The sequence below is a fragment of the Microcella sp. genome, from assembly GCF_019739195.1.
Classification (GTDB): domain Bacteria; phylum Actinomycetota; class Actinomycetes; order Actinomycetales; family Microbacteriaceae; genus Microcella.
Map to the genome: position 1 here is coordinate 1 of NZ_JAHHDS010000003.1, position 21,636 is coordinate 21,636.

Below are 21,636 nucleotides of genomic sequence, written 5' to 3' on the forward strand. Positions count from 1 at the left end.
CGCGGACATCCTGAATCACGGCGTCAACGGCGTCGACGGCGGAGCCCACATCGCTCGCCGCGCGAGGGACGAGGGCGAGCAGGTCGGCGGCTGACAGAACGCGGCCGCGCAAATCGAGTGTTCGCATCATGGCGCACTCAGCCTAATCGCGGCCAGCCTCGGGAATACCCGAGCGTGGATGCGGTTGCATAGACCGTGATGACCACCGCTCCCGACGCCACCGGATTCGACGCCTTCGCCCAGGCGTTCAGACGCCACGCTGCCGGAGTCGCCGTGATCACGGCCCTGACTACCGACGGACGACCCGTCGGCTTCACGGCGACGTCGCTCGCCTCGTTGGCCGCGGTTCCTCCGCTGGCAACCTTCAATATGGCGCGCACCGCGAGCTCGTGGCCTGCGATCGAGCAGACCGACCGCGTCGCGATTCACATGCTGGGCCAGAAAGACTTCGCGGTCGCGAAGATCATGGCGGGCGACAATGCGCGCCGCTTCGACGGCGATCACTGGGAACCCGGCCCGCACGGCTTGCCGATTCTCAAGGACGTCACCGCGTGGATGGTCGGCACGATCGTCGCCCGCACGTCGGTCGCCGACAACGCCATGATCGCGGTGCAGATCGACCAAGGTGCGCTGGGTGAGCCCGACGAGCCGCTGCTGTACCACGAGAGGGCGTTTCGGGCCCTCGGCGCCGAGCTCGACGACTAGGGGAACTACAACTAGGTCAGCGCTCTCGGCCCCAGCAGACTCTTGACCTCGCCGTAGAAGTTCGCCGAGGGCTCGATGCGGTGCGGCAACTCGAAGATGCGAGCCGAATCGTCGCGCAGCAGGCGCAGCCGCACCTCGGTCGAACCGCGGTGGCGGCTGAGCACCGTGTCGAGCTCGCTCACGACCTCCACGGTCGCACGCTGCTCGCGCACGGTGAGCGTGAGCGGCCCCGTGTCGGCGCTCACGCCAAAGTCGGGCTGCTGCAGCGTGATCGCCTGCAGGGTGATGCCGTCGTCGCGGTGGTTGACGCGGCCGCGCACGACCACGATGCTGTCGGCCACGAGCCGCGAACCGAATTCGGTGTACGTCTTGCCGAGAAACATGATCGAGAGTTCACCCCCGAAGTCTTCGAGCGTGATCATGCCGTAGGGATTACCGGAGTTTCGGGCCACGCGGTGTTGCACGCTCGTGATGAGGCCCGCCACCGTCACTTGCTCGCCGTCGGCCGGCGGGTTGTCGTTCAGCTCGGCGATGCTCAGACCAGCGTGCTGGGCGAGAGAGCGCTCGAGACCCGCGAGCGGGTGGTCTGATACGTAGAGCCCGAGCATCTCGCGCTCGAACGCGAGCTTGTCTTTCTTCGCCCACTCGGGCCGGTCGGGCACGTGGTCTGCGCTCTGCTCGGCGTCATCGAAGAGGCTGTCGAAGTCGAAACCCACATCGCCGACCTCTTCGGCTCGCTTCTCTTTCACCGCAGCTTCGACCGCCCCCTCGTGAATCTCCATGAGCGCGCGGCGTGTCGACCCCAGCGAGTCGAAGGCGCCCGCCTTGACAAGCGACTCGATGGCCCGCTTGTTGGCGACCGGGCTCGGCACCTTCTTCAAGAAGTCGAAGAAGCCCGTGAACCGGCCCTTCTGCTCGCGCGCTGCGCGAATGCCCTCGACGACGTTGTGGCCCACATTGCGCACAGCGCCGAGGCCGAAACGGATGTCGTCGCCGACGGCGGCGAAGTACTCGATCGACTCATTGACGTCGGGCGGCAGCACCGTGATGCCCATGCGACGGCACTCATTGAGGTAGACCGCCATCTTGTCTTTCGAGTCACCCACGCTCGTGAGCAGGGCGGCCATGTACTCGGCCGGGAAATGCGCCTTGAGGTAGGCGGTCCAGTACGACACCACGCCGTAGGCGGCCGAGTGGGCCTTGTTGAAGGCGTAGTCGGAGAACGGCAGCAGGGTCTCCCAGAGCTTCTTCACCGCCGCAGCCGAGTAGCCGTTCGCGATCATTCCCGCTTCGAAGTTCTCGAACTGCTTGTCGAGCTCTTCTTTCTTCTTCTTGCCCATCGCCCGCCGCAGCAGATCGGCCTGTGCGAGCGTGTAGCCCGCGAGCTTCTGCGCGATCTCCATGACCTGCTCCTGATACACGATCAGGCCGTAGGTGCCGCCGAGTACTTCGGAGAGCGGTTCAGCGAGTTCGGGGTGGATCGGCTCGATGTCTTGCCGTCCGTTCTTGCGCAGCGCGTAGTTGGTGTGCGAGTCGGCGCCCATCGGCCCCGGCCGGTAGAGCGCGAGCACCGCCGAGATGTCTTCGAAGTTGTCGGGCTTCATCATGCGCAGCAGCGAGCGCATCGGCCCGCCGTCGAGCTGGAACACCCCGAGCGTGTCGCCGCGGGCCATGAGCTCGTAGGCCGCGGTGTCATCGAGCGCGAGGTCTTCGAGCACGAGACGCTCGCCGCGGTTCGCCTCGATGTTGTCGAGCGCGTCGTCGATGATCGTCAGGTTGCGCAGCCCTAAGAAGTCCATCTTGACGAGGCCGAGCGCCTCGGAGGCCGGAAAGTCGAACTGCGTGACGATCTGGCCGTCTTGCTCGCGCTTCATGATGGGGATGATGTCGATGAGCGGCTCGCTTGACATGATCACGCCCGCCGCGTGCACGCCCCATTGCCGCTTGAGGTTCTCAAGGCCCAAGGCCGTATCGAACACCGTGCGCGCCTCGGCGTCGACCTCGATGAGGGCGCGGAAGTCGGCGGCCTCCTTGTAGCGGTCGTGCGTCTTGTCGAAGATGCCCGCGAGGGGCATGTCTTTGCCCATGATCGCGGGCGGCATGACCTTGGTGAGCTTCTCACCCATTCCGAACGGGAAGCCGAGCACGCGGGAGCTGTCTTTCAGGGCCTGCTTGGCCTTGATGGTGCCGTAGGTGACGATCTGGGCGACGCGCTCGTCGCCGTACTTTTCGGTGACGTAGCGGATCACCTCGCCGCGTCGCCGGTCGTCGAAGTCGACGTCGAAGTCGGGCATCGAGACGCGGTCGGGGTTCAAGAACCGCTCGAAGATGAGGCCGTGCTCGAGCGGATCGAGGTCAGTGATGCGCATCGCGTAAGCCGCCATCGATCCGGCGCCCGAGCCGCGACCCGGGCCCACGCGAATGCCGTTGTGCTTCGACCAGTTGATGAAGTCGGCAACGACGAGGAAGTACCCCGAGAAGCCCATCTGCGTGATGACGCCGATCTCGTACTCGGCACGCGCGCGCACAGCATCCGGAACTCCGCCCGGATACCGCACCGCCAGCCCCCGCTCGACCTCCTGAATGAACCAGCTGTTCTCGGTCTCGCCTTCGGGAACCGGGAACCGGGGCATGTAGTTCGCCGACGTGTCGAAGGCGACCTCCGTGCGCTCAGCGATGAGCAGCGTGTTGTCGCAAGCCTCGGGGTAGTCGCGGAACAGCTCGCGCATCTGCGCGGGGGTCTTCAGGTAGAACTCGTCGGTGTCGAACTTGAATCGGTTCGGGTCGTCGAGGGTGCTGCCCGACTGCACGCACAGCAACGCCGCGTGCGAGCCCGCGTCGGCCGCGTGCGTATAGTGCAGGTCGTTGGTGGCGACGAGCGGCAGCCCTAAGTCTTTCGCGAGCCGAATGAGCTCGGTCATGGTGCGGCGCTCGATACCGAGGCCGTGGTCCATGATCTCGACGAAGTAGTTCTCGGCGCCGAAGATGTCGCGGAACTCGGCTGCGGCTTCGCGAGCCTTGTCGTACTCGCCGAGTCGCAGGCGCGTCTGCACCTCACCACTCACGCAGCCCGTCGTCGCGATGACGCCCTTGCTGTACCGGCTCAGCAGCTCGCGATCCATCCGGGGCTTGAAGTAGTAGCCCTCGATCGAAGCGAGCGACGACATGCGGAACAGATTGTGCATGCCCGTCGTCGAGGCGGCGAGCATTGTGAGGTGCGTGTACGCGCCCGAGCCCGACACGTCATCCTCGCCGCCGACCCCCCACTTCACGCGCGTCTTGTCGGTGCGATGCGTGCCAGGCGTCAAGTAGGCCTCGATGCCGATGATCGGCTTGATTCCCGACTCGGTCGCCGTCTTCCAGAAGTCGAACGCCCCGAACATGCTGCCGTGGTCGGTGATCGCGATCGCCGGCATGCCCTGCGAGACCGCTTCGGCGATGAGCGGCTTGACGCGCGCGGCGCCGTCGAGCATCGAGTACTCGCTGTGCACGTGGAGGTGGACGAACGAGTCTGCTCGAGTGGTCACGGGGCCTCCGACGGGTCGATCTGGACCCTCAGTCTAGGTCGTGCGCGCACTCACTCCCGGCCCTCTCGACGGGCGCGTCACCCCTCGCGCAGCACATCGAGAGCGTGCTGCAGGTCGTCGGGGTACGTCGACGAGTACTCGACCCGTTCGCCCGTCGACGGATGCCGAAAACCGAGCCGCATGGCGTGCAGCCACTGGCGCTCGAGGCCGAGCCGCTCACTCAGCACAGGGTCTGCACCGTACATCGCGTCACCCACGCAGGGGTGGCGCTGAGCGGCCATGTGCACGCGGATCTGGTGCGTTCTGCCCGTTTCTAGGTGCACCTCGAGCAACGAGGCCCGGGGGAAGGCCTCGAGCGTGTCGTAGTGCGTGATGGAGGGCTTACCGCCAGCGACGACGGCGAACTTCCAGGCGCTGCCGGGATGCCGGCCGATCGGCGCGTCAATCGTGCCCGAGAGCGGATCGGGATGGCCTTGCACGACGGCGTGGTAGATCTTGTCGACCTCCCGGTCGTGAAACTGCCGCTTGAGCTCGCGATAGGCACGCTCAGACTTCGCCACGACCATGAGCCCGCTCGTGCCCGCATCGAGCCGGTGTACGACGCCCGCTCGCTCGGCCGGGCCCGACGTCGCGATGCCGTAACCTGCCGCGGCGAGGGCGCCGATCACAGTCGGGCCCGTCCACCCCACCGAAGGGTGAGCTGCCACACCCACGGGCTTGTCGACAACGACGAGATCATCGTCATCGTGCACGATGCGCAGATTGTCGACCGGGATGGGCTCGATGCGCGCTTCTCGTCGCGGCTGCCAGGTGACCTCGAGCCAGGCGTCGGCAGCCACACGGTCTGATTTGCCGACGACGCGGCCGTCGAGGGTCACTCCTCCTGCATCTGCGATCTCAGCAGCCTGTGTGCGAGAGAAGCCGAGGAGCGTCGCGAGCGCGACGTCGACACGCTCGCCGGCGCGACCGGGAGGAACGGAAAGGGAGCGCGACTCGGTCACCGTCGCGCTCCCCTGTCCGTTCGAACGGACTGGCTCAGGAGCCGTAGCCCGGGTACTGACTCGGCGGCGGCGATTGCGGTGCCGGGTACGACGGCGCCGAGCCCGGTGCCGGGAACGTCGGAGCGGAGCCCGGGTACGACTGCTCGTAGCTCGGCGACGACTGCGCGGCGACAGGCTGCGATGCGCCAGCCTCCGACGGGGTCGAGCCCGACTGTGTCGATGCCGCCGACGGAACGCTGGCCGGCTGCGCCGTGCCCTCGAGTTCGTTCAGCTGACTCTGAATGTAGGTGCGCAGCTGCTGACGGTACTCGCGCTCGAAGGTGCGCAGCTCGTCGACACTGCGCTGCAGGGTCGCGCGTTGCTGCTCGAGCGCCTGCAGCTGGCCCTGCTGGGCGCTCGCCGCCTCCGCGACGATGCGAGCAGCTTCAGCCTCGCCCTCGGCGATGAGCTGCTCTTTCTTGGCCTGACCCTCGCGCACGTGCTCTTCGTGCAGGCGTCGAGCGAGCTGCAGAAGATTGTTGGTGTCGGCAGAGGCCTCGGCGGCCGGAGGAGCCGCGGGCTCCGGGGCAGGCACGGGTGCGGGAGGCGCGACCATCGGCGCGGCGGCGGGAGCCTGCATGCCGGCGGGAGCACCGCCCCCGCGCTGCAGTTCGGCAATGCGGGCATCGGCAGCGACCAACCGCTGTCGCAGCTCGTCGTTCTCTTGCGTGAGGCGACGGAGCTCGACGACGATCTCGTCGAGGAAGTCGTCGACCTCATCCTGGTCGTAGCCCTCGCGGAACTTGGTCGACTGGAAGCGCTTGTTGACGACATCTTCGGGCGTGAGAGCCATGCGCGTCACCTCGAAACTTTCTGGAGCGGTTGAATAACGATGGGGTAACGCTAGCAACAACTCGTCACATGCGTCACATCCGTGTCAATCAGCGTAGCGCGTGCCGTCTGCACGGCGCACGGGTCATCGTCCGCTGACGAGCGACATCAGGATGAGCAGCACGATCAGCACGATCGTCCAGGCGAGATCGAGCCGGATCGACCCGAGCTGCAGGGGCGGAATCACGCGACGAACCGCCTTGATCGGCGGGTCGGTGATCGTGTAGCTCGACTCGGCGAGCACGACGATCGCGCCCCGCGGACGCCAACCGGGGTTGAGCACCTGCATCCAGTCGAACACGAATCGCGCCCACATCGCGATGAACACGACAAGCAGGGCGAGGTAGATCACGTTGAGGATGATCGAGAAGACGAGCGGCACAGACCTAGTCTCTCAGGTCAGGCTGACAACGAGTGCGGCAGCGGTCAGTCTCGCGCGAGGAATGATGCGTCGACGTCAGGCTCGACCTCGACCGAGTCGCCCGTGGTCGCGACATGCGCGGGTGAGAGCAGGAACACCTTGCTCGTCACGCGCTCGATGCGCCCGTAGAGGCCCTCGGAGAGCCCGCTCGCGAAGTCGACGAGTCGACGGGCGTCGGGCTCGCTCATCTGCGACAGGTTCATGATGACGGGCACGCCCTCGCGGAAGCTCTCGGCGATCACCTGCGCATCTTTGTAGGCCCGCGGGTGCACGGTGAGAATCTCGTTCATCTCCGGCTGTGCGGCGGCACGTGCCGGCGTTGCGCGACGCAGCGGGGTCACGGGGGCGCGCTGCGCGGCGGCGGCGGGCGCCGAAGGCGCCGAAGCGGCGGGGTGCTCGTACTCGACCTCTTCGTCGGCGAGGCCGAGGTACACCATGGTCTTGCGCAGCGGGTTGCTCATGTTCCGTCCTTACCGGTCGTGACAGTCACGAGGTTAGGGCTGCGCGGGTCGTTTTCCCGTGATTGCCGCGCCGATGCGCAGGTGTGTCGCGCCTTCGGCGATGGCCTCGGCGTAGTCGCCCGACATGCCCGCCGAGATCTGCGAGGCGTGCGGCGCCAGTGCGCGCAGCTCGTCGGAGATCGCCCTCAGCCGGCCGAAGGCGGCTCGAGCGGGCTCGTCGAGAGGAGCCACGGCCATCACGCCGAGTAGGCGCAGGGTCGGCACGACGAGCACCGTCTCGGCGAGCCGCAGCACCTCCCCCGGTTCGACACCACCGCGTGCGGAGTCGTCAGTCAGGTTGACCTCGAGGAAGACGTCGATCGGCCGTTCGACCTTGGCGAGCGCGGTCACGAGCGACGAGCGGTCGACAGAGTGGATCACCCGCGCGTACTCGGTGACTGCCCGGGCCTTGTTCGACTGCAGCTGCCCGACGAAGTGCCAGGTGAGCGGAAGAGCTGCCAGGGCGGCAGCCTTCGGCGCAGCATCCTGATGCCGGTTCTCACCGACATCGGTCACCCCCATGGCGGCCAGCTGCTCGATGAGCGACGCGGGATGGAACTTGGTCACGACGACGGTCGTGATCTCGTCGATCGAGCGCCCGGCAGAACGGCACGCCTCGGCGATGCCCTGGGAAACCGTCGCGTACCGATCGGCGAGCTGAGGATCGATCTCGGTCATGACCCGGTCGTCGCACTCAGCGTCGCACTCGGATGCTCACCGCAAGAAGTCGGGAACATCGAGCTCATCGTCGTCATCATCGAGCTCGATCGGATCGATCGGGGCCGTCGCCCCGAGCTCGGCGTCATCAGCCCACGGTCGATCGAGCCGGGCCATCGGGTCAGCCGATGCCGGCGCCGTCGCGGGCTCATCGGATTGCACGTAGGTGGCGCGCTTGTCGCGGTGCACCGTCGTGGGCTCACCGCCGTCGAAGCCGGCCGCGATCACCGTCACCCGCACTTCATCGCCGAGGGTGTCGTCGATGACCGCGCCGAAGATGATGTTGGCCTCGGGGTGCACGGCCTCTTGCACGAGCCGGGCGGCGTCGTTGATCTCGAAGATGCCGAGGTTCGAGCCGCCCTGGATCGACAGCAGCACGCCGTGGGCGCCGTCGATGCTCGCTTCGAGCAGCGGACTCGCGACGGCGAGCTCGGCCGCCTTGATGGCGCGATCGGCGCCGCGAGCCGAGCCGATGCCCATGAGGGCCGAGCCCGCTCCTTGCATGACGCTCTTGACGTCGGCGAAGTCGAGGTTGATGAGGCCCGGGGTCGTGATGAGGTCGGTGATGCCCTGCACGCCGGCGAGCAGCACCTGGTCGGCCGTCGCGAAGGCTTCGAGCATCGAGATGCCGCGATCAGAGATCTCGAGCAGTCGGTCGTTGGGCACGACGATGAGGGTGTCGACCTCGTTCTTCAGCGAGGCCACGCCCGAGTCGGCCTGCGCCTGGCGCCGCTTGCCCTCAAACTCGAATGGCTTGGTGACCACGCCGATCGTGAGTGCGCCGATCGACTTCGCGATGCGCGCGACGACGGGGGCGCCGCCGGTTCCGGTGCCACCTCCCTCACCCGCCGTCACGAATACCATGTCGGCGCCCGCGAGCGCCTCCTCGATCTCTTCGGCGTGGTCCTCCGTCGCGCGACGACCGACCTCGGGGTCGGCACCGGCGCCGAGTCCGCGCGTCAGGTCGCGACCGACGTCGAGCTTGACGTCGGCATCGCTCATGAGCAACGCCTGGGCATCGGTGTTGATCGCGATGAACTCAACCCCGCGCAGCCCGAGCTCGATCATGCGGTTGACGGCGTTGACGCCGCCGCCGCCAATGCCGACGACCTTGATCACGGCGAGGTAGTTCTGGTTCGAGGTCACGTCGGAGCCTTCCGCGGTAAACATTAACCTTCGAGTTGAAGGCTAAAGTTATGCTCAGTATGTACTGCTGAGACGACGGTAGGGCTCACAGCGAGCGGGGCCCCGCAGGCACGCCGCGTGTCGCGCGCACACGGCCGCCGCTCACAGTGCGTTCAGAGCCGCCGCACGACCAGGCTGTCGGGCGCCGAGACGTCGTACTCCCAGGCGACCCCCTGATCGGTCGCGCCGATCGCCGCCGCGAGCACCCGCGCCTTGTACTCCGAGCGCTCCCCGCTCCCCCAGATCACGCGGTGCCCCGCCCCGATCATGCTGAAGCTCACGTCATCGCGGGTGGTCGCCGAGATCACGTCGACGCGTTCGCGCAACTCGCTCGGGAGTGCGAGCAGCACGGCAGCGACACTGCGGAACGGCAGGGCATCCGGATCAGCGGCATCGACGGCGAGCGACGGGATGCCCGCGGGGCGTTCTGGCGACGACTCGACCACCACGCCCGCCGCGTCGACCAGATCCCAGACAGCGCCGCGCGCGACCGCACCGATGGGTTGCCGCTCGACCACCCTCACGACGAGAGTGTGCGGAGGGACGACCTCGGTCGAGTACGACCTGATGAGCGCGAACTGGGCCAGATCGTTGCGAATGCCGCCCTCGTCGAGCAGCGCCAGTGGCGTGCCCCGATGATCGTCGAGGGCCGACTGCACCACATTCGCGTCGAGACGCTCTGTGCCGGCGACCACGATCGTCGTGAGCGCCATGAGCGGAGAGAGGGTCACGAGGGCCACGCCCCCGATGAGTCCGAGCAGCGCGAGCACGACTCCCGCGCCGATCAGGCGGCGCCGTCGACCGCGGCGAGTGAATCGACGACGCTCGGCGCGCTCGGCGGCGCGGCGCTCTCGAGCGGCAGCGCGCGCGGCGGCGCGGGCAGCGCGATCACTCTGGTCGACGTCAGGGTTTCGCTGGTCTGACGCGCGCTGGCGCGGTGCGCGAGCCGTTTCGGCGCGGGCACGCGGCGGTGTCGACTCGGCACCGCTCGACCGAGGCGTCGACGACCGCGGGGCACGTGTCTGTCGCGGTGCGGGTGCCGGGGGCTCCCTGCGCGGCGCGCGATCGTGCCCTTCGGGCCGCTTCACGGCGTGACGGCTCCGGTGGCGCGGTGATCGAGCGCCTCGGTCGAGCGGTGCCGAGTCGACACCGCCGCGTGCCCGCGCCGAAACGGCTCGCGCACCGCGCCAGCGCGCGTCAGACCAGCGAAACCCTGACGTCGACCAGAGTGATCGCGCTGCCCGCGCCGCCGCGCGCGCTGCCGCTCGAGAGCGCCGCGCCGCCGAGCGCGCCGAGCGTCGTCGATTCACTCGCCGCGGTCGACGGCGCCGCCTGATCGGCGCGGGAGTCGTGCTCGCGCTGCTCGGACTCATCGGGGGCGTGGCCCTCGTGACCCTCTCTCCGCTCATGGCGCTCACGACGATCGTGGTCGCCGGCACAGAGCGTCTCGACGCGAATGTGGTGCAGTCGGCCCTCGACGATCATCGGGGCACGCCACTGGCGCTGCTCGACGAGGGCGGCATTCGCAACGATCTGGCCCAGTTCGCGCTCATCAGGTCGTACTCGACCGAGGTCGTCCCTCCGCACACTCTCGTCGTGAGGGTGGTCGAGCGGCAACCCATCGGTGCGGTCGCGCGCGGCGCTGTCTGGGATCTGGTCGACGCGGCGGGCGTGGTGGTCGAGTCGTCGCCAGAACGCCCCGCGGGCATCCCGTCGCTCGCCGTCGATGCCGCTGATCCGGATGCCCTGCCGTTCCGCAGTGTCGCTGCCGTGCTGCTCGCACTCCCGAGCGAGTTGCGCGAACGCGTCGACGTGATCTCGGCGACCACCCGCGATGACGTGAGCTTCAGCATGATCGGGGCGGGGCACCGCGTGATCTGGGGGAGCGGGGAGCGCTCGGAGTACAAGGCGCGGGTGCTCGCGGCGGCGATCGGCGCGACCGATCAGGGGGTCGCCTGGGAGTACGACGTCTCGGCGCCCGACAGCCTGGTCGTGCGGCGGCTCTGAACGCACTGTGAGCGGCGGCCGTGTGCGCGCGACACGCGGCGTGCCTGCGGGGCCCCGCTCGCTGTGAGCCCTACCGTCGTCTCAGCAGTACATACTGAGCATAACTTTAGCCTTCAACTCGAAGGTTAATGTTTACCGCGGAAGGCTCCGACGTGACCTCGAACCAGAACTACCTCGCCGTGATCAAGGTCGTCGGCATTGGCGGCGGCGGCGTCAACGCCGTCAACCGCATGATCGAGCTCGGGCTGCGCGGGGTTGAGTTCATCGCGATCAACACCGATGCCCAGGCGTTGCTCATGAGCGATGCCGACGTCAAGCTCGACGTCGGTCGCGACCTGACGCGCGGACTCGGCGCCGGTGCCGACCCCGAGGTCGGTCGTCGCGCGACGGAGGACCACGCCGAAGAGATCGAGGAGGCGCTCGCGGGCGCCGACATGGTATTCGTGACGGCGGGTGAGGGAGGTGGCACCGGAACCGGCGGCGCCCCCGTCGTCGCGCGCATCGCGAAGTCGATCGGCGCACTCACGATCGGCGTGGTCACCAAGCCATTCGAGTTTGAGGGCAAGCGGCGCCAGGCGCAGGCCGACTCGGGCGTGGCCTCGCTGAAGAACGAGGTCGACACCCTCATCGTCGTGCCCAACGACCGACTGCTCGAGATCTCTGATCGCGGCATCTCGATGCTCGAAGCCTTCGCGACGGCCGACCAGGTGCTGCTCGCCGGCGTGCAGGGCATCACCGACCTCATCACGACCCCGGGCCTCATCAACCTCGACTTCGCCGACGTCAAGAGCGTCATGCAAGGAGCGGGCTCGGCCCTCATGGGCATCGGCTCGGCTCGCGGCGCCGATCGCGCCATCAAGGCGGCCGAGCTCGCCGTCGCGAGTCCGCTGCTCGAAGCGAGCATCGACGGCGCCCACGGCGTGCTGCTGTCGATCCAGGGCGGCTCGAACCTCGGCATCTTCGAGATCAACGACGCCGCCCGGCTCGTGCAAGAGGCCGTGCACCCCGAGGCCAACATCATCTTCGGCGCGGTCATCGACGACACCCTCGGCGATGAAGTGCGGGTGACGGTGATCGCGGCCGGCTTCGACGGCGGTGAGCCCACGACGGTGCACCGCGACAAGCGCGCCACCTACGTGCAATCCGATGAGCCCGCGACGGCGCCGGCATCGGCTGACCCGATGGCCCGGCTCGATCGACCGTGGGCTGATGACGCCGAGCTCGGGGCGACGGCCCCGATCGATCCGATCGAGCTCGATGATGACGACGATGAGCTCGATGTTCCCGACTTCTTGCGGTGAGCATCCGAGTGCGACGCTGAGTGCGACGACCGGGTCATGACCGAGATCGATCCTCAGCTCGCCGATCGGTACGCGACGGTTTCCCAGGGCATCGCCGAGGCGTGCCGTTCTGCCGGGCGCTCGATCGACGAGATCACGACCGTCGTCGTGACCAAGTTCCATCCCGCGTCGCTCATCGAGCAGCTGGCCGCCATGGGGGTGACCGATGTCGGTGAGAACCGGCATCAGGATGCTGCGCCGAAGGCTGCCGCCCTGGCAGCTCTTCCGCTCACCTGGCACTTCGTCGGGCAGCTGCAGTCGAACAAGGCCCGGGCAGTCACCGAGTACGCGCGGGTGATCCACTCTGTCGACCGCTCGTCGCTCGTGACCGCGCTCGCCAAGGTCGAACGGCCGATCGACGTCTTCCTCGAGGTCAACCTGACTGACGACTCCGCACGCGGTGGTGTCGAACCGGGGGAGGTGCTGCGGCTCGCCGAGACGGTGCTCGTCGTGCCGACCCTGCGCCTACTCGGCGTGATGGCCGTGGCTCCTCTCGACGAGCCCGCTCGAGCCGCCTTCGGCCGGCTGAGGGCGATCTCCGACGAGCTGCGCGCACTGGCGCCGCACGCCTCGCAGATCTCGGCGGGCATGTCGGGCGACTACGCCGAGGCCATCGCCGAAGGCGCGACACACCTGCGCATCGGCGCGGCAATCACGGGAAAACGACCCGCGCAGCCCTAACCTCGTGACTGTCACGACCGGTAAGGACGGAACATGAGCAACCCGCTGCGCAAGACCATGGTGTACCTCGGCCTCGCCGACGAAGAGGTCGAGTACGAGCACCCCGCCGCTTCGGCGCCTTCGGCGCCCGCCGCCGCCGCGCAGCGCGCCCCCGTGACCCCGCTGCGTCGCGCAACGCCGGCACGTGCCGCCGCACAGCCGGAGATGAACGAGATTCTCACCGTGCACCCGCGGGCCTACAAAGATGCGCAGGTGATCGCCGAGAGCTTCCGCGAGGGCGTGCCCGTCATCATGAACCTGTCGCAGATGAGCGAGCCCGACGCCCGTCGACTCGTCGACTTCGCGAGCGGGCTCTCCGAGGGCCTCTACGGGCGCATCGAGCGCGTGACGAGCAAGGTGTTCCTGCTCTCACCCGCGCATGTCGCGACCACGGGCGACTCGGTCGAGGTCGAGCCTGACGTCGACGCATCATTCCTCGCGCGAGACTGACCGCTGCCGCACTCGTTGTCAGCCTGACCTGAGAGACTAGGTCTGTGCCGCTCGTCTTCTCGATCATCCTCAACGTGATCTACCTCGCCCTGCTTGTCGTGTTCATCGCGATGTGGGCGCGATTCGTGTTCGACTGGATGCAGGTGCTCAACCCCGGTTGGCGTCCGCGGGGCGCGATCGTCGTGCTCGCCGAGTCGAGCTACACGATCACCGACCCGCCGATCAAGGCGGTTCGTCGCGTGATTCCGCCCCTGCAGCTCGGGTCGATCCGGCTCGATCTCGCCTGGACGATCGTGCTGATCGTGCTGCTCATCCTGATGTCGCTCGTCAGCGGACGATGACCCGTGCGCCGTGCAGACGGCACGCGCTACGCTGATTGACACGGATGTGACGCATGTGACGAGTTGTTGCTAGCGTTACCCCATCGTTATTCAACCGCTCCAGAAAGTTTCGAGGTGACGCGCATGGCTCTCACGCCCGAAGATGTCGTCAACAAGCGCTTCCAGTCGACCAAGTTCCGCGAGGGCTACGACCAGGATGAGGTCGACGACTTCCTCGACGAGATCGTCGTCGAGCTCCGTCGCCTCACGCAAGAGAACGACGAGCTGCGACAGCGGTTGGTCGCTGCCGATGCCCGCATTGCCGAACTGCAGCGCGGGGGCGGTGCTCCCGCCGGCATGCAGGCTCCCGCCGCCGCGCCGATGGTCGCGCCTCCCGCACCCGTGCCTGCCCCGGAGCCCGCGGCTCCTCCGGCCGCCGAGGCCTCTGCCGACACCAACAATCTTCTGCAGCTCGCTCGACGCCTGCACGAAGAGCACGTGCGCGAGGGTCAGGCCAAGAAAGAGCAGCTCATCGCCGAGGGCGAGGCTGAAGCTGCTCGCATCGTCGCGGAGGCGGCGAGCGCCCAGCAGGGCCAGCTGCAGGCGCTCGAGCAGCAACGCGCGACCCTGCAGCGCAGTGTCGACGAGCTGCGCACCTTCGAGCGCGAGTACCGTCAGCAGCTGCGCACCTACATTCAGAGTCAGCTGAACGAACTCGAGGGCACGGCGCAGCCGGCCAGCGTTCCGTCGGCGGCATCGACACAGTCGGGCTCGACCCCGTCGGAGGCTGGCGCATCGCAGCCTGTCGCCGCGCAGTCGTCGCCGAGCTACGAGCAGTCGTACCCGGGCTCCGCTCCGACGTTCCCGGCACCGGGCTCGGCGCCGTCGTACCCGGCACCGCAATCGCCGCCGCCGAGTCAGTACCCGGGCTACGGCTCCTGAGCCAGTCCGTTCGAACGGACAGGGGAGCGCGACGGTGACCGAGTCGCGCTCCCTTTCCGTTCCTCCCGGTCGCGCCGGCGAGCGTGTCGACGTCGCGCTCGCGACGCTCCTCGGCTTCTCTCGCACACAGGCTGCTGAGATCGCAGATGCAGGAGGAGTGACCCTCGACGGCCGCGTCGTCGGCAAATCAGACCGTGTGGCTGCCGACGCCTGGCTCGAGGTCACCTGGCAGCCGCGACGAGAAGCGCGCATCGAGCCCATCCCGGTCGACAATCTGCGCATCGTGCACGATGACGATGATCTCGTCGTTGTCGACAAGCCCGTGGGTGTGGCAGCTCACCCTTCGGTGGGGTGGACGGGCCCGACTGTGATCGGCGCCCTCGCCGCGGCAGGTTACGGCATCGCGACGTCGGGCCCGGCCGAGCGAGCGGGCGTCGTACACCGGCTCGATGCGGGCACGAGCGGGCTCATGGTCGTGGCGAAGTCTGAGCGTGCCTATCGCGAGCTCAAGCGGCAGTTTCACGACCGGGAGGTCGACAAGATCTACCACGCCGTCGTGCAAGGCCATCCCGATCCGCTCTCGGGCACGATTGACGCGCCGATCGGCCGGCATCCCGGCAGCGCCTGGAAGTTCGCCGTCGTCGCTGGCGGTAAGCCCTCCATCACGCACTACGACACGCTCGAGGCCTTCCCCCGGGCCTCGTTGCTCGAGGTGCACCTAGAAACGGGCAGAACGCACCAGATCCGCGTGCACATGGCCGCTCAGCGCCACCCCTGCGTGGGTGACGCGATGTACGGTGCAGACCCTGTGCTGAGTGAGCGGCTCGGCCTCGAGCGCCAGTGGCTGCACGCCATGCGGCTCGGTTTTCGGCATCCGTCGACGGGCGAACGGGTCGAGTACTCGTCGACGTACCCCGACGACCTGCAGCACGCTCTCGATGTGCTGCGCGAGGGGTGACGCGCCCGTCGAGAGGGCCGGGAGTGAGTGCGCGCACGACCTAGACTGAGGGTCCAGATCGACCCGTCGGAGGCCCCGTGACCACTCGAGCAGACTCGTTCGTCCACCTCCACGTGCACAGCGAGTACTCGATGCTCGACGGCGCCGCGCGCGTCAAGCCGCTCATCGCCGAAGCGGTCTCGCAGGGCATGCCGGCGATCGCGATCACCGACCACGGCAGCATGTTCGGGGCGTTCGACTTCTGGAAGACGGCGACCGAGTCGGGAATCAAGCCGATCATCGGCATCGAGGCCTACTTGACGCCTGGCACGCATCGCACCGACAAGACGCGCGTGAAGTGGGGGGTCGGCGGCGAGGATGACGTGTCGGGCTCGGGCGCGTACACGCACCTCACAATGCTCGCCGCCTCGACGACGGGCATGCACAATCTGTTCCGCATGTCGTCGCTCGCTTCGATCGAGGGCTACTACTTCAAGCCCCGGATGGATCGCGAGCTGCTGAGCCGGTACAGCAAGGGCGTCATCGCGACGACGGGCTGCGTGAGTGGTGAGGTGCAGACGCGCCTGCGACTCGGCGAGTACGACAAGGCTCGCGAAGCCGCAGCCGAGTTCCGCGACATCTTCGGCGCCGAGAACTACTTCGTCGAGATCATGGACCACGGCCTCGGTATCGAGCGCCGCACCATGACCGAGCTCATTCGGCTCGCGAAAGACTTAGGGCTGCCGCTCGTCGCCACCAACGACCTGCACTATACGCACGCGGCCGACGCGGGCTCGCACGCGGCGTTGCTGTGCGTGCAGTCGGGCAGCACCCTCGACGACCCGAACCGATTCAAGTTCGACACCGACGAGTTCTACCTGAAGACCCCCGCGCAGATGCGCGAGCTGTTCCGCGACTACCCCGAGGCTTGCGACAACACGCTGCTCATCGCTGAGCGCACGGAGGTCGCCTTCGACACGTCGGCGAACTACATGCCCCGGTTCCCGGTTCCCGAAGGCGAGACCGAGAACAGCTGGTTCATTCAGGAGGTCGAGCGGGGGCTGGCGGTGCGGTATCCGGGCGGAGTTCCGGATGCTGTGCGCGCGCGTGCCGAGTACGAGATCGGCGTCATCACGCAGATGGGCTTCTCGGGGTACTTCCTCGTCGTTGCCGACTTCATCAACTGGTCGAAGCACAACGGCATTCGCGTGGGCCCGGGTCGCGGCTCGGGCGCCGGATCGATGGCGGCTTACGCGATGCGCATCACTGACCTCGATCCGCTCGAGCACGGCCTCATCTTCGAGCGGTTCTTGAACCCCGACCGCGTCTCGATGCCCGACTTCGACGTCGACTTCGACGACCGGCGACGCGGCGAGGTGATCCGCTACGTCACCGAAAAGTACGGCGACGAGCGCGTCGCCCAGATCGTCACCTACGGCACCATCAAGGCCAAGCAGGCCCTGAAAGACAGCTCCCGCGTGCTCGGCTTCCCGTTCGGAATGGGTGAGAAGCTCACCAAGGTCATGCCGCCCGCGATCATGGGCAAAGACATGCCCCTCGCGGGCATCTTCGACAAGACGCACGACCGCTACAAGGAGGCCGCCGACTTCCGCGCCCTCATCGAGGTCGACGCCGAGGCGCGCACGGTGTTCGATACGGCCTTGGGCCTTGAGAACCTCAAGCGGCAATGGGGCGTGCACGCGGCGGGCGTGATCATGTCAAGCGAGCCGCTCATCGACATCATCCCCATCATGAAGCGCGAGCAAGACGGCCAGATCGTCACGCAGTTCGACTTTCCGGCCTCCGAGGCGCTCGGCCTCGTCAAGATGGACTTCTTAGGGCTGCGCAACCTGACGATCATCGACGACGCGCTCGACAACATCGAGGCGAACCGCGGCGAGCGTCTCGTGCTCGAAGACCTCGCGCTCGATGACACCGCGGCCTACGAGCTCATGGCCCGCGGCGACACGCTCGGGGTGTTCCAGCTCGACGGCGGGCCGATGCGCTCGCTGCTGCGCATGATGAAGCCCGACAACTTCGAAGACATCTCGGCGGTGCTCGCGCTCTACCGGCCGGGGCCGATGGGCGCCGACTCGCACACCAACTACGCGCTGCGCAAGAACGGACGGCAAGACATCGAGCCGATCCACCCCGAACTCGCTGAACCGCTCTCCGAAGTACTCGGCGGCACCTACGGCCTGATCGTGTATCAGGAGCAGGTCATGGAGATCGCGCAGAAGCTCGCGGGCTACACGCTCGCACAGGCCGATCTGCTGCGGCGGGCGATGGGCAAGAAGAAGAAAGAAGAGCTCGACAAGCAGTTCGAGAACTTCGAAGCGGGAATGATCGCGAACGGCTACTCGGCTGCGGCGGTGAAGAAGCTCTGGGAGACCCTGCTGCCGTTCTCCGACTACGCCTTCAACAAGGCCCACTCGGCCGCCTACGGCGTGGTGTCGTACTGGACCGCCTACCTCAAGGCGCATTTCCCGGCCGAGTACATGGCCGCCCTGCTCACGAGCGTGGGTGACTCGAAAGACAAGATGGCGGTCTACCTCAATGAGTGCCGTCGCATGGGCATCACGGTGCTGCCGCCCGACGTCAATGAGTCGATCGAGTACTTCGCCGCCGTCGGCGACGACATCCGTTTCGGCCTCGGCGCTGTGCGCAATGTGGGCCACAACGTCGTCGAGGGCATTCGCGCAGCGCGCGAGCAGAAGGGCCGGTTCACGGGCTTCTTCGACTTCTTGAAGAAGGTGCCGAGCCCGGTCGCCAACAAGCGGGCCATCGAGTCGCTTGTCAAGGCGGGCGCCTTCGACTCGCTGGGGTCGACACGCCGCGCGCTCATGGAGATTCACGAGGGGGCGGTCGAAGCTGCGGTGAAAGAGAAGCGAGCCGAAGAGGTCGGCGATGTGGGTTTCGACTTCGACAGCCTCTTCGATGACGCCGAGCAGAGCGCAGACCACGTGCCCGACCGGCCCGAGTGGGCGAAGAAAGACAAGCTCGCGTTCGAGCGCGAGATGCTCGGGCTCTACGTATCAGACCACCCGCTCGCGGGTCTCGAGCGCTCTCTCGCCCAGCACGCTGGTCTGAGCATCGCCGAGCTGAACGACAACCCGCCGGCCGACGGCGAGCAAGTGACGGTGGCGGGCCTCATCACGAGCGTGCAACACCGCGTGGCCCGAAACTCCGGTAATCCCTACGGCATGATCACGCTCGAAGACTTCGGGGGTGAACTCTCGATCATGTTTCTCGGCAAGACGTACACCGAATTCGGTTCGCGGCTCGTGGCCGACAGCATCGTGGTCGTGCGCGGCCGCGTCAACCACCGCGACGACGGCATCACCCTGCAGGCGATCACGCTGCAGCAGCCCGACTTTGGCGTGAGCGCCGACACGGGGCCGCTCACGCTCACCGTGCGCGAGCAGCGTGCGACCGTGGAGGTCGTGAGCGAGCTCGACACGGTGCTCAGCCGCCACCGCGGTTCGACCGAGGTGCGGCTGCGCCTGCTGCGCGACGATTCGGCTCGCATCTTCGAGTTGCCGCACCGCATCGAGCCCTCGGCGAACTTCTACGGCGAGGTCAAGAGTCTGCTGGGGCCGAGAGCGCTGACCTAGTTGTAGTTCCCCTAGTCGTCGAGCTCGGCGCCGAGGGCCCGAAACGCCCTCTCGTGGTACAGCAGCGGCTCGTCGGGCTCACCCAGCGCACCTTGGTCGATCTGCACCGCGATCATGGCGTTGTCGGCGACCGACGTGCGGGCGACGATCGTGCCGACCATCCACGCGGTGACGTCCTTGAGAATCGGCAAGCCGTGCGGGCCGGGTTCCCAGTGATCGCCGTCGAAGCGGCGCGCATTGTCGCCCGCCATGATCTTCGCGACCGCGAAGTCTTTCTGGCCCAGCATGTGAATCGCGACGCGGTCGGTCTGCTCGATCGCAGGCCACGAGCTCGCGGTGCGCGCCATATTGAAGGTTGCCAGCGGAGGAACCGCGGCCAACGAGGCGAGCGACGTCGCCGTGAAGCCGACGGGTCGTCCGTCGGTAGTCAGGGCCGTGATCACGGCGACTCCGGCAGCGTGGCGTCTGAACGCCTGGGCGAAGGCGTCGAATCCGGTGGCGTCGGGAGCGGTGGTCATCACGGTCTATGCAACCGCATCCACGCTCGGGTATTCCCGAGGCTGGCCGCGATTAGGCTGAGTGCGCCATGATGCGAACACTCGATTTGCGCGGCCGCGTTCTGTCAGCCGCCGACCTGCTCGCCCTCGTCCCTCGCGCGGCGAGCGATGTGGGCTCCGCCGTCGACGCCGTTGACGCCGTGATTCAGGATGTCCGCGATCGCGGCAGCGCTGCGCTGCTCGATCAGGCCGAGCGCTTCGATCGCGTGCGACCGTCGAGCGTGCGCGTCAGCCCGGATCAACTGCGCGCGGCTGAGGCCTCACTCGGTTCCGCGGTGCGCACGGCCCTCGAGCTCGCGATCGAGCGCGTGCGCCGGGCGACGGCAGCGCAAGTGCCGGCAGAACAGGTCACCGAGGTGGCACCGGGTGCCCGCATCGTGCAGCGCTGGCAGCCGGTGAGCCGCGTCGGCCTCTATGTGCCGGGCGGCAAGGCTGTCTACCCCTCGAGCGTGGTCATGAACGTCGTCGCAGCTCAGGTCGCCGGCGTCACCTCGATCGCGCTCGCGTCGCCGCCACAGGCGGAGTTCGCAGGATCAGTGCACCCGACCATCCTCGGCGCGGCGTCACTGCTCGGCGTCGACGAGGTCTATGCGATGGGCGGCGCGGGCGCGATCGGTGCCTTCGCCTACGGTGTCGACGACCTCGGGCTCGAGCCCGTGCAAGTCATCACCGGGCCGGGCAATCTCTACGTCGCCACGGCCAAGCGCGCCGTCAAGGGGGTCGTCGGCATCGATTCCGAGGCCGGACCCACCGAGATTCTCATCATCGCCGATGCGACCGCGCGGCCTGACTACGTCGTGGCCGACCTCATCAGCCAGGCCGAGCACGACGAGCTCGCCGGCAGCGTGCTCGTGACCGACGACCCTGGCCTCGCCCAGGCAGTGCGCGACCGGCTGCCCGCCGCCGTCGCCGTGACGCATCACCGTGAGAGGGTCGCGACGGCGCTCGCGGGCACCCAGTCGGTGATTGTGCTGGTCGACGATCTCGCGCAGGCGGTCCGGTTCAGCAACGCTTATGGTCCCGAGCACCTCGAAGTGCAGGTGGCCGAACCCGACGCCCTGCTATCGCAGCTCGAGAGCGCCGGCGCCATCTTCATCGGCGACCACACGCCCGTAAGCCTGGGCGACTACGTGGCTGGATCGAATCACGTGCTGCCGACCGGCGGTCAGGCCCGGTTCGCGTCGGGGCTGGGGGCCTACACCTTCTTGCGTCCTCAGCAGATCATCGAGTACGACCGGCATGCCCTCGCCGAGGTCGCCGCCCACGTCGGCGCCTTGAGCGATGCCGAGCAGCTGCCGGCCCATGGCGACGCCGTGCGTGCGCGGTTCCTCTAGGCTTGCGGCACGATGCACTGCCCTTTCTGCCGCTATTCCGACAGCCGGGTCATCGATTCCCGCACGAGCGATGACGGACTGTCGATCCGTCGACGGCGGCAGTGCCCCGAGTGCGGTCGCCGGTTCAGCACGACCGAGACCGCGAGCCTCATGGTGATCAAGCGCAGCGGGGTCGTCGAGCCCTTCTCGCGCGAGAAGATCATGCTCGGCGTGCGCAAGGCGTGCCAGGGCCGACCGGTCACCGACGCCGACCTCGCTCAACTGGCGCAGAAGGTCGAAGAGAACCTGCGCGCCACCGGCGCCTCGCAGCTCGATGCCAACGACATCGGTCTCGCGATCCTGCCCGAGTTGCGCGAGCTCGACGAGGTCGCCTACCTGCGATTCGCGAGCGTCTACCAGGCCTTCGAGAACCTCGACGACTTCGAGTCGGCGATCGTACAGTTGCGCGCCGAGCACGGCAACGCCGCGACCACGGCCGACGCGGGCTGA

General features: G+C 67.5%; 22 protein-coding genes. 12 read left to right on the forward strand and 10 right to left on the reverse strand.

Features of this window, described 5'->3' with window-relative positions; all coding sequences use genetic code 11:
- Window positions 1-198: 198 nt before the first annotated feature.
- Window positions 199-705, forward strand: a complete 507-nt coding sequence (locus tag KL788_RS01675; RefSeq protein ID WP_293167943.1) for a flavin reductase family protein — start codon at window positions 199-201, stop codon at window positions 703-705.
- A gap of 11 nt (window positions 706-716) precedes the next feature.
- On the opposite strand, the gene dnaE (KL788_RS01680) is transcribed toward KL788_RS01675, so the two are convergent.
- From dnaE (KL788_RS01680) to KL788_RS01720, 9 genes are all read right to left on the reverse strand, one after another.
- Window positions 717-4,232, reverse strand: a complete 3,516-nt coding sequence (gene dnaE, locus KL788_RS01680; RefSeq protein WP_293167945.1) for a DNA polymerase III subunit alpha — start codon at window positions 4,230-4,232, stop codon at window positions 717-719.
- A gap of 77 nt (window positions 4,233-4,309) precedes the next feature.
- Entirely contained in the window at window positions 4,310-5,233 is a 924-nt protein-coding gene (locus KL788_RS01685) for an RluA family pseudouridine synthase (RefSeq protein WP_293167947.1), read from the reverse strand.
- Between the two features lie 34 nt (window positions 5,234-5,267).
- Window positions 5,268-6,065: a DivIVA domain-containing protein gene (locus tag KL788_RS01690; RefSeq protein ID WP_293167949.1), complete on the reverse strand. Its 798-nt coding sequence runs from the start codon at window positions 6,063-6,065 to the stop codon at window positions 5,268-5,270.
- Between the two features lie 123 nt (window positions 6,066-6,188).
- Window positions 6,189-6,485, reverse strand: a complete 297-nt coding sequence (locus KL788_RS01695; protein WP_293167951.1) for a YggT family protein — start codon at window positions 6,483-6,485, stop codon at window positions 6,189-6,191.
- Between the two features lie 44 nt (window positions 6,486-6,529).
- Window positions 6,530-6,985 carry a cell division protein SepF gene (locus KL788_RS01700; protein WP_293167953.1) on the reverse strand — a complete coding sequence of 152 codons (456 nt, stop codon included), beginning with the start codon at window positions 6,983-6,985 and terminating at the stop codon, window positions 6,530-6,532.
- Between the two features lie 33 nt (window positions 6,986-7,018).
- On the reverse strand, window positions 7,019-7,702 hold the full coding sequence (locus tag KL788_RS01705) for a YggS family pyridoxal phosphate-dependent enzyme (protein WP_293167955.1): 684 nt from the start codon (window positions 7,700-7,702) through the stop codon (window positions 7,019-7,021).
- Between the two features lie 36 nt (window positions 7,703-7,738).
- Window positions 7,739-8,887, reverse strand: coding sequence for a cell division protein FtsZ (gene ftsZ, locus KL788_RS01710; protein WP_293167957.1), 1,149 nt, complete (start codon window positions 8,885-8,887; stop codon window positions 7,739-7,741).
- Between the two features lie 152 nt (window positions 8,888-9,039).
- Window positions 9,040-9,696: an FtsQ-type POTRA domain-containing protein gene (locus KL788_RS01715; protein WP_293167544.1), complete on the reverse strand. Its 657-nt coding sequence runs from the start codon at window positions 9,694-9,696 to the stop codon at window positions 9,040-9,042.
- Window positions 9,697-9,710: 14 nt separating this feature from the next.
- Entirely contained in the window at window positions 9,711-9,890 is a 180-nt protein-coding gene (locus KL788_RS01720; RefSeq protein WP_293167542.1) for a hypothetical protein, read from the reverse strand.
- Window positions 9,891-10,037: 147 nt separating this feature from the next.
- Between KL788_RS01720 and KL788_RS01725 the strand changes: the two genes are divergently transcribed.
- The 9 genes from KL788_RS01725 (at window position 10,038) to dnaE (KL788_RS01765) (ending at window position 19,256) form a co-directional block, all read left to right on the forward strand.
- Window positions 10,038-10,262, forward strand: a complete 225-nt coding sequence (locus KL788_RS01725; RefSeq protein WP_293167959.1) for a hypothetical protein — start codon at window positions 10,038-10,040, stop codon at window positions 10,260-10,262.
- Window positions 10,263-10,276: 14 nt separating this feature from the next.
- Window positions 10,277-10,933 (forward strand): FtsQ-type POTRA domain-containing protein, encoded by a 657-nt coding sequence (locus KL788_RS01730; RefSeq protein WP_293167544.1) that lies wholly within the window; start codon window positions 10,277-10,279, stop codon window positions 10,931-10,933.
- A gap of 152 nt (window positions 10,934-11,085) precedes the next feature.
- Window positions 11,086-12,234 (forward strand): cell division protein FtsZ, encoded by a 1,149-nt coding sequence (gene ftsZ, locus KL788_RS01735; RefSeq protein ID WP_293167957.1) that lies wholly within the window; start codon window positions 11,086-11,088, stop codon window positions 12,232-12,234.
- Window positions 12,235-12,270: 36 nt separating this feature from the next.
- The gene (locus KL788_RS01740) at window positions 12,271-12,954 is read left to right on the forward strand and encodes a YggS family pyridoxal phosphate-dependent enzyme (RefSeq protein WP_293167955.1); all 684 of its coding nucleotides are present in this window, start codon (window positions 12,271-12,273) and stop codon (window positions 12,952-12,954) included.
- A 33-nt stretch (window positions 12,955-12,987) separates the two neighbouring features.
- A complete protein-coding gene (locus KL788_RS01745) occupies window positions 12,988-13,443 on the forward strand; it encodes a cell division protein SepF (protein ID WP_293167953.1) in 456 nt (151 codons plus the stop codon).
- Window positions 13,444-13,487: 44 nt separating this feature from the next.
- Window positions 13,488-13,784 (forward strand): YggT family protein, encoded by a 297-nt coding sequence (locus KL788_RS01750; protein WP_293167951.1) that lies wholly within the window; start codon window positions 13,488-13,490, stop codon window positions 13,782-13,784.
- Between the two features lie 123 nt (window positions 13,785-13,907).
- Complete coding sequence (locus KL788_RS01755) at window positions 13,908-14,705, forward strand: DivIVA domain-containing protein (protein ID WP_293167949.1); 798 nt, start codon at window positions 13,908-13,910, stop codon at window positions 14,703-14,705.
- 34 nt (window positions 14,706-14,739) lie between these two features.
- A complete protein-coding gene (locus KL788_RS01760; RefSeq protein WP_293167947.1) occupies window positions 14,740-15,663 on the forward strand; it encodes an RluA family pseudouridine synthase in 924 nt (307 codons plus the stop codon).
- 77 nt (window positions 15,664-15,740) lie between these two features.
- Window positions 15,741-19,256: a DNA polymerase III subunit alpha gene (gene dnaE, locus KL788_RS01765; protein ID WP_293167945.1), complete on the forward strand. Its 3,516-nt coding sequence runs from the start codon at window positions 15,741-15,743 to the stop codon at window positions 19,254-19,256.
- An 11-nt stretch (window positions 19,257-19,267) separates the two neighbouring features.
- On the opposite strand, the gene KL788_RS01770 is transcribed toward dnaE (KL788_RS01765), so the two are convergent.
- Window positions 19,268-19,774, reverse strand: coding sequence for a flavin reductase family protein (locus KL788_RS01770; RefSeq protein ID WP_293167943.1), 507 nt, complete (start codon window positions 19,772-19,774; stop codon window positions 19,268-19,270).
- A gap of 71 nt (window positions 19,775-19,845) precedes the next feature.
- Here KL788_RS01770 and hisD point away from each other — a divergent pair, with 71 nt between their 5' ends.
- Window positions 19,846-21,147: a histidinol dehydrogenase gene (hisD, locus tag KL788_RS01775; RefSeq protein ID WP_293173079.1), complete on the forward strand. Its 1,302-nt coding sequence runs from the start codon at window positions 19,846-19,848 to the stop codon at window positions 21,145-21,147.
- Window positions 21,148-21,159: 12 nt separating this feature from the next.
- On the forward strand, window positions 21,160-21,636 hold the full coding sequence (nrdR, locus tag KL788_RS01780) for a transcriptional regulator NrdR (RefSeq protein ID WP_293167961.1): 477 nt from the start codon (window positions 21,160-21,162) through the stop codon (window positions 21,634-21,636).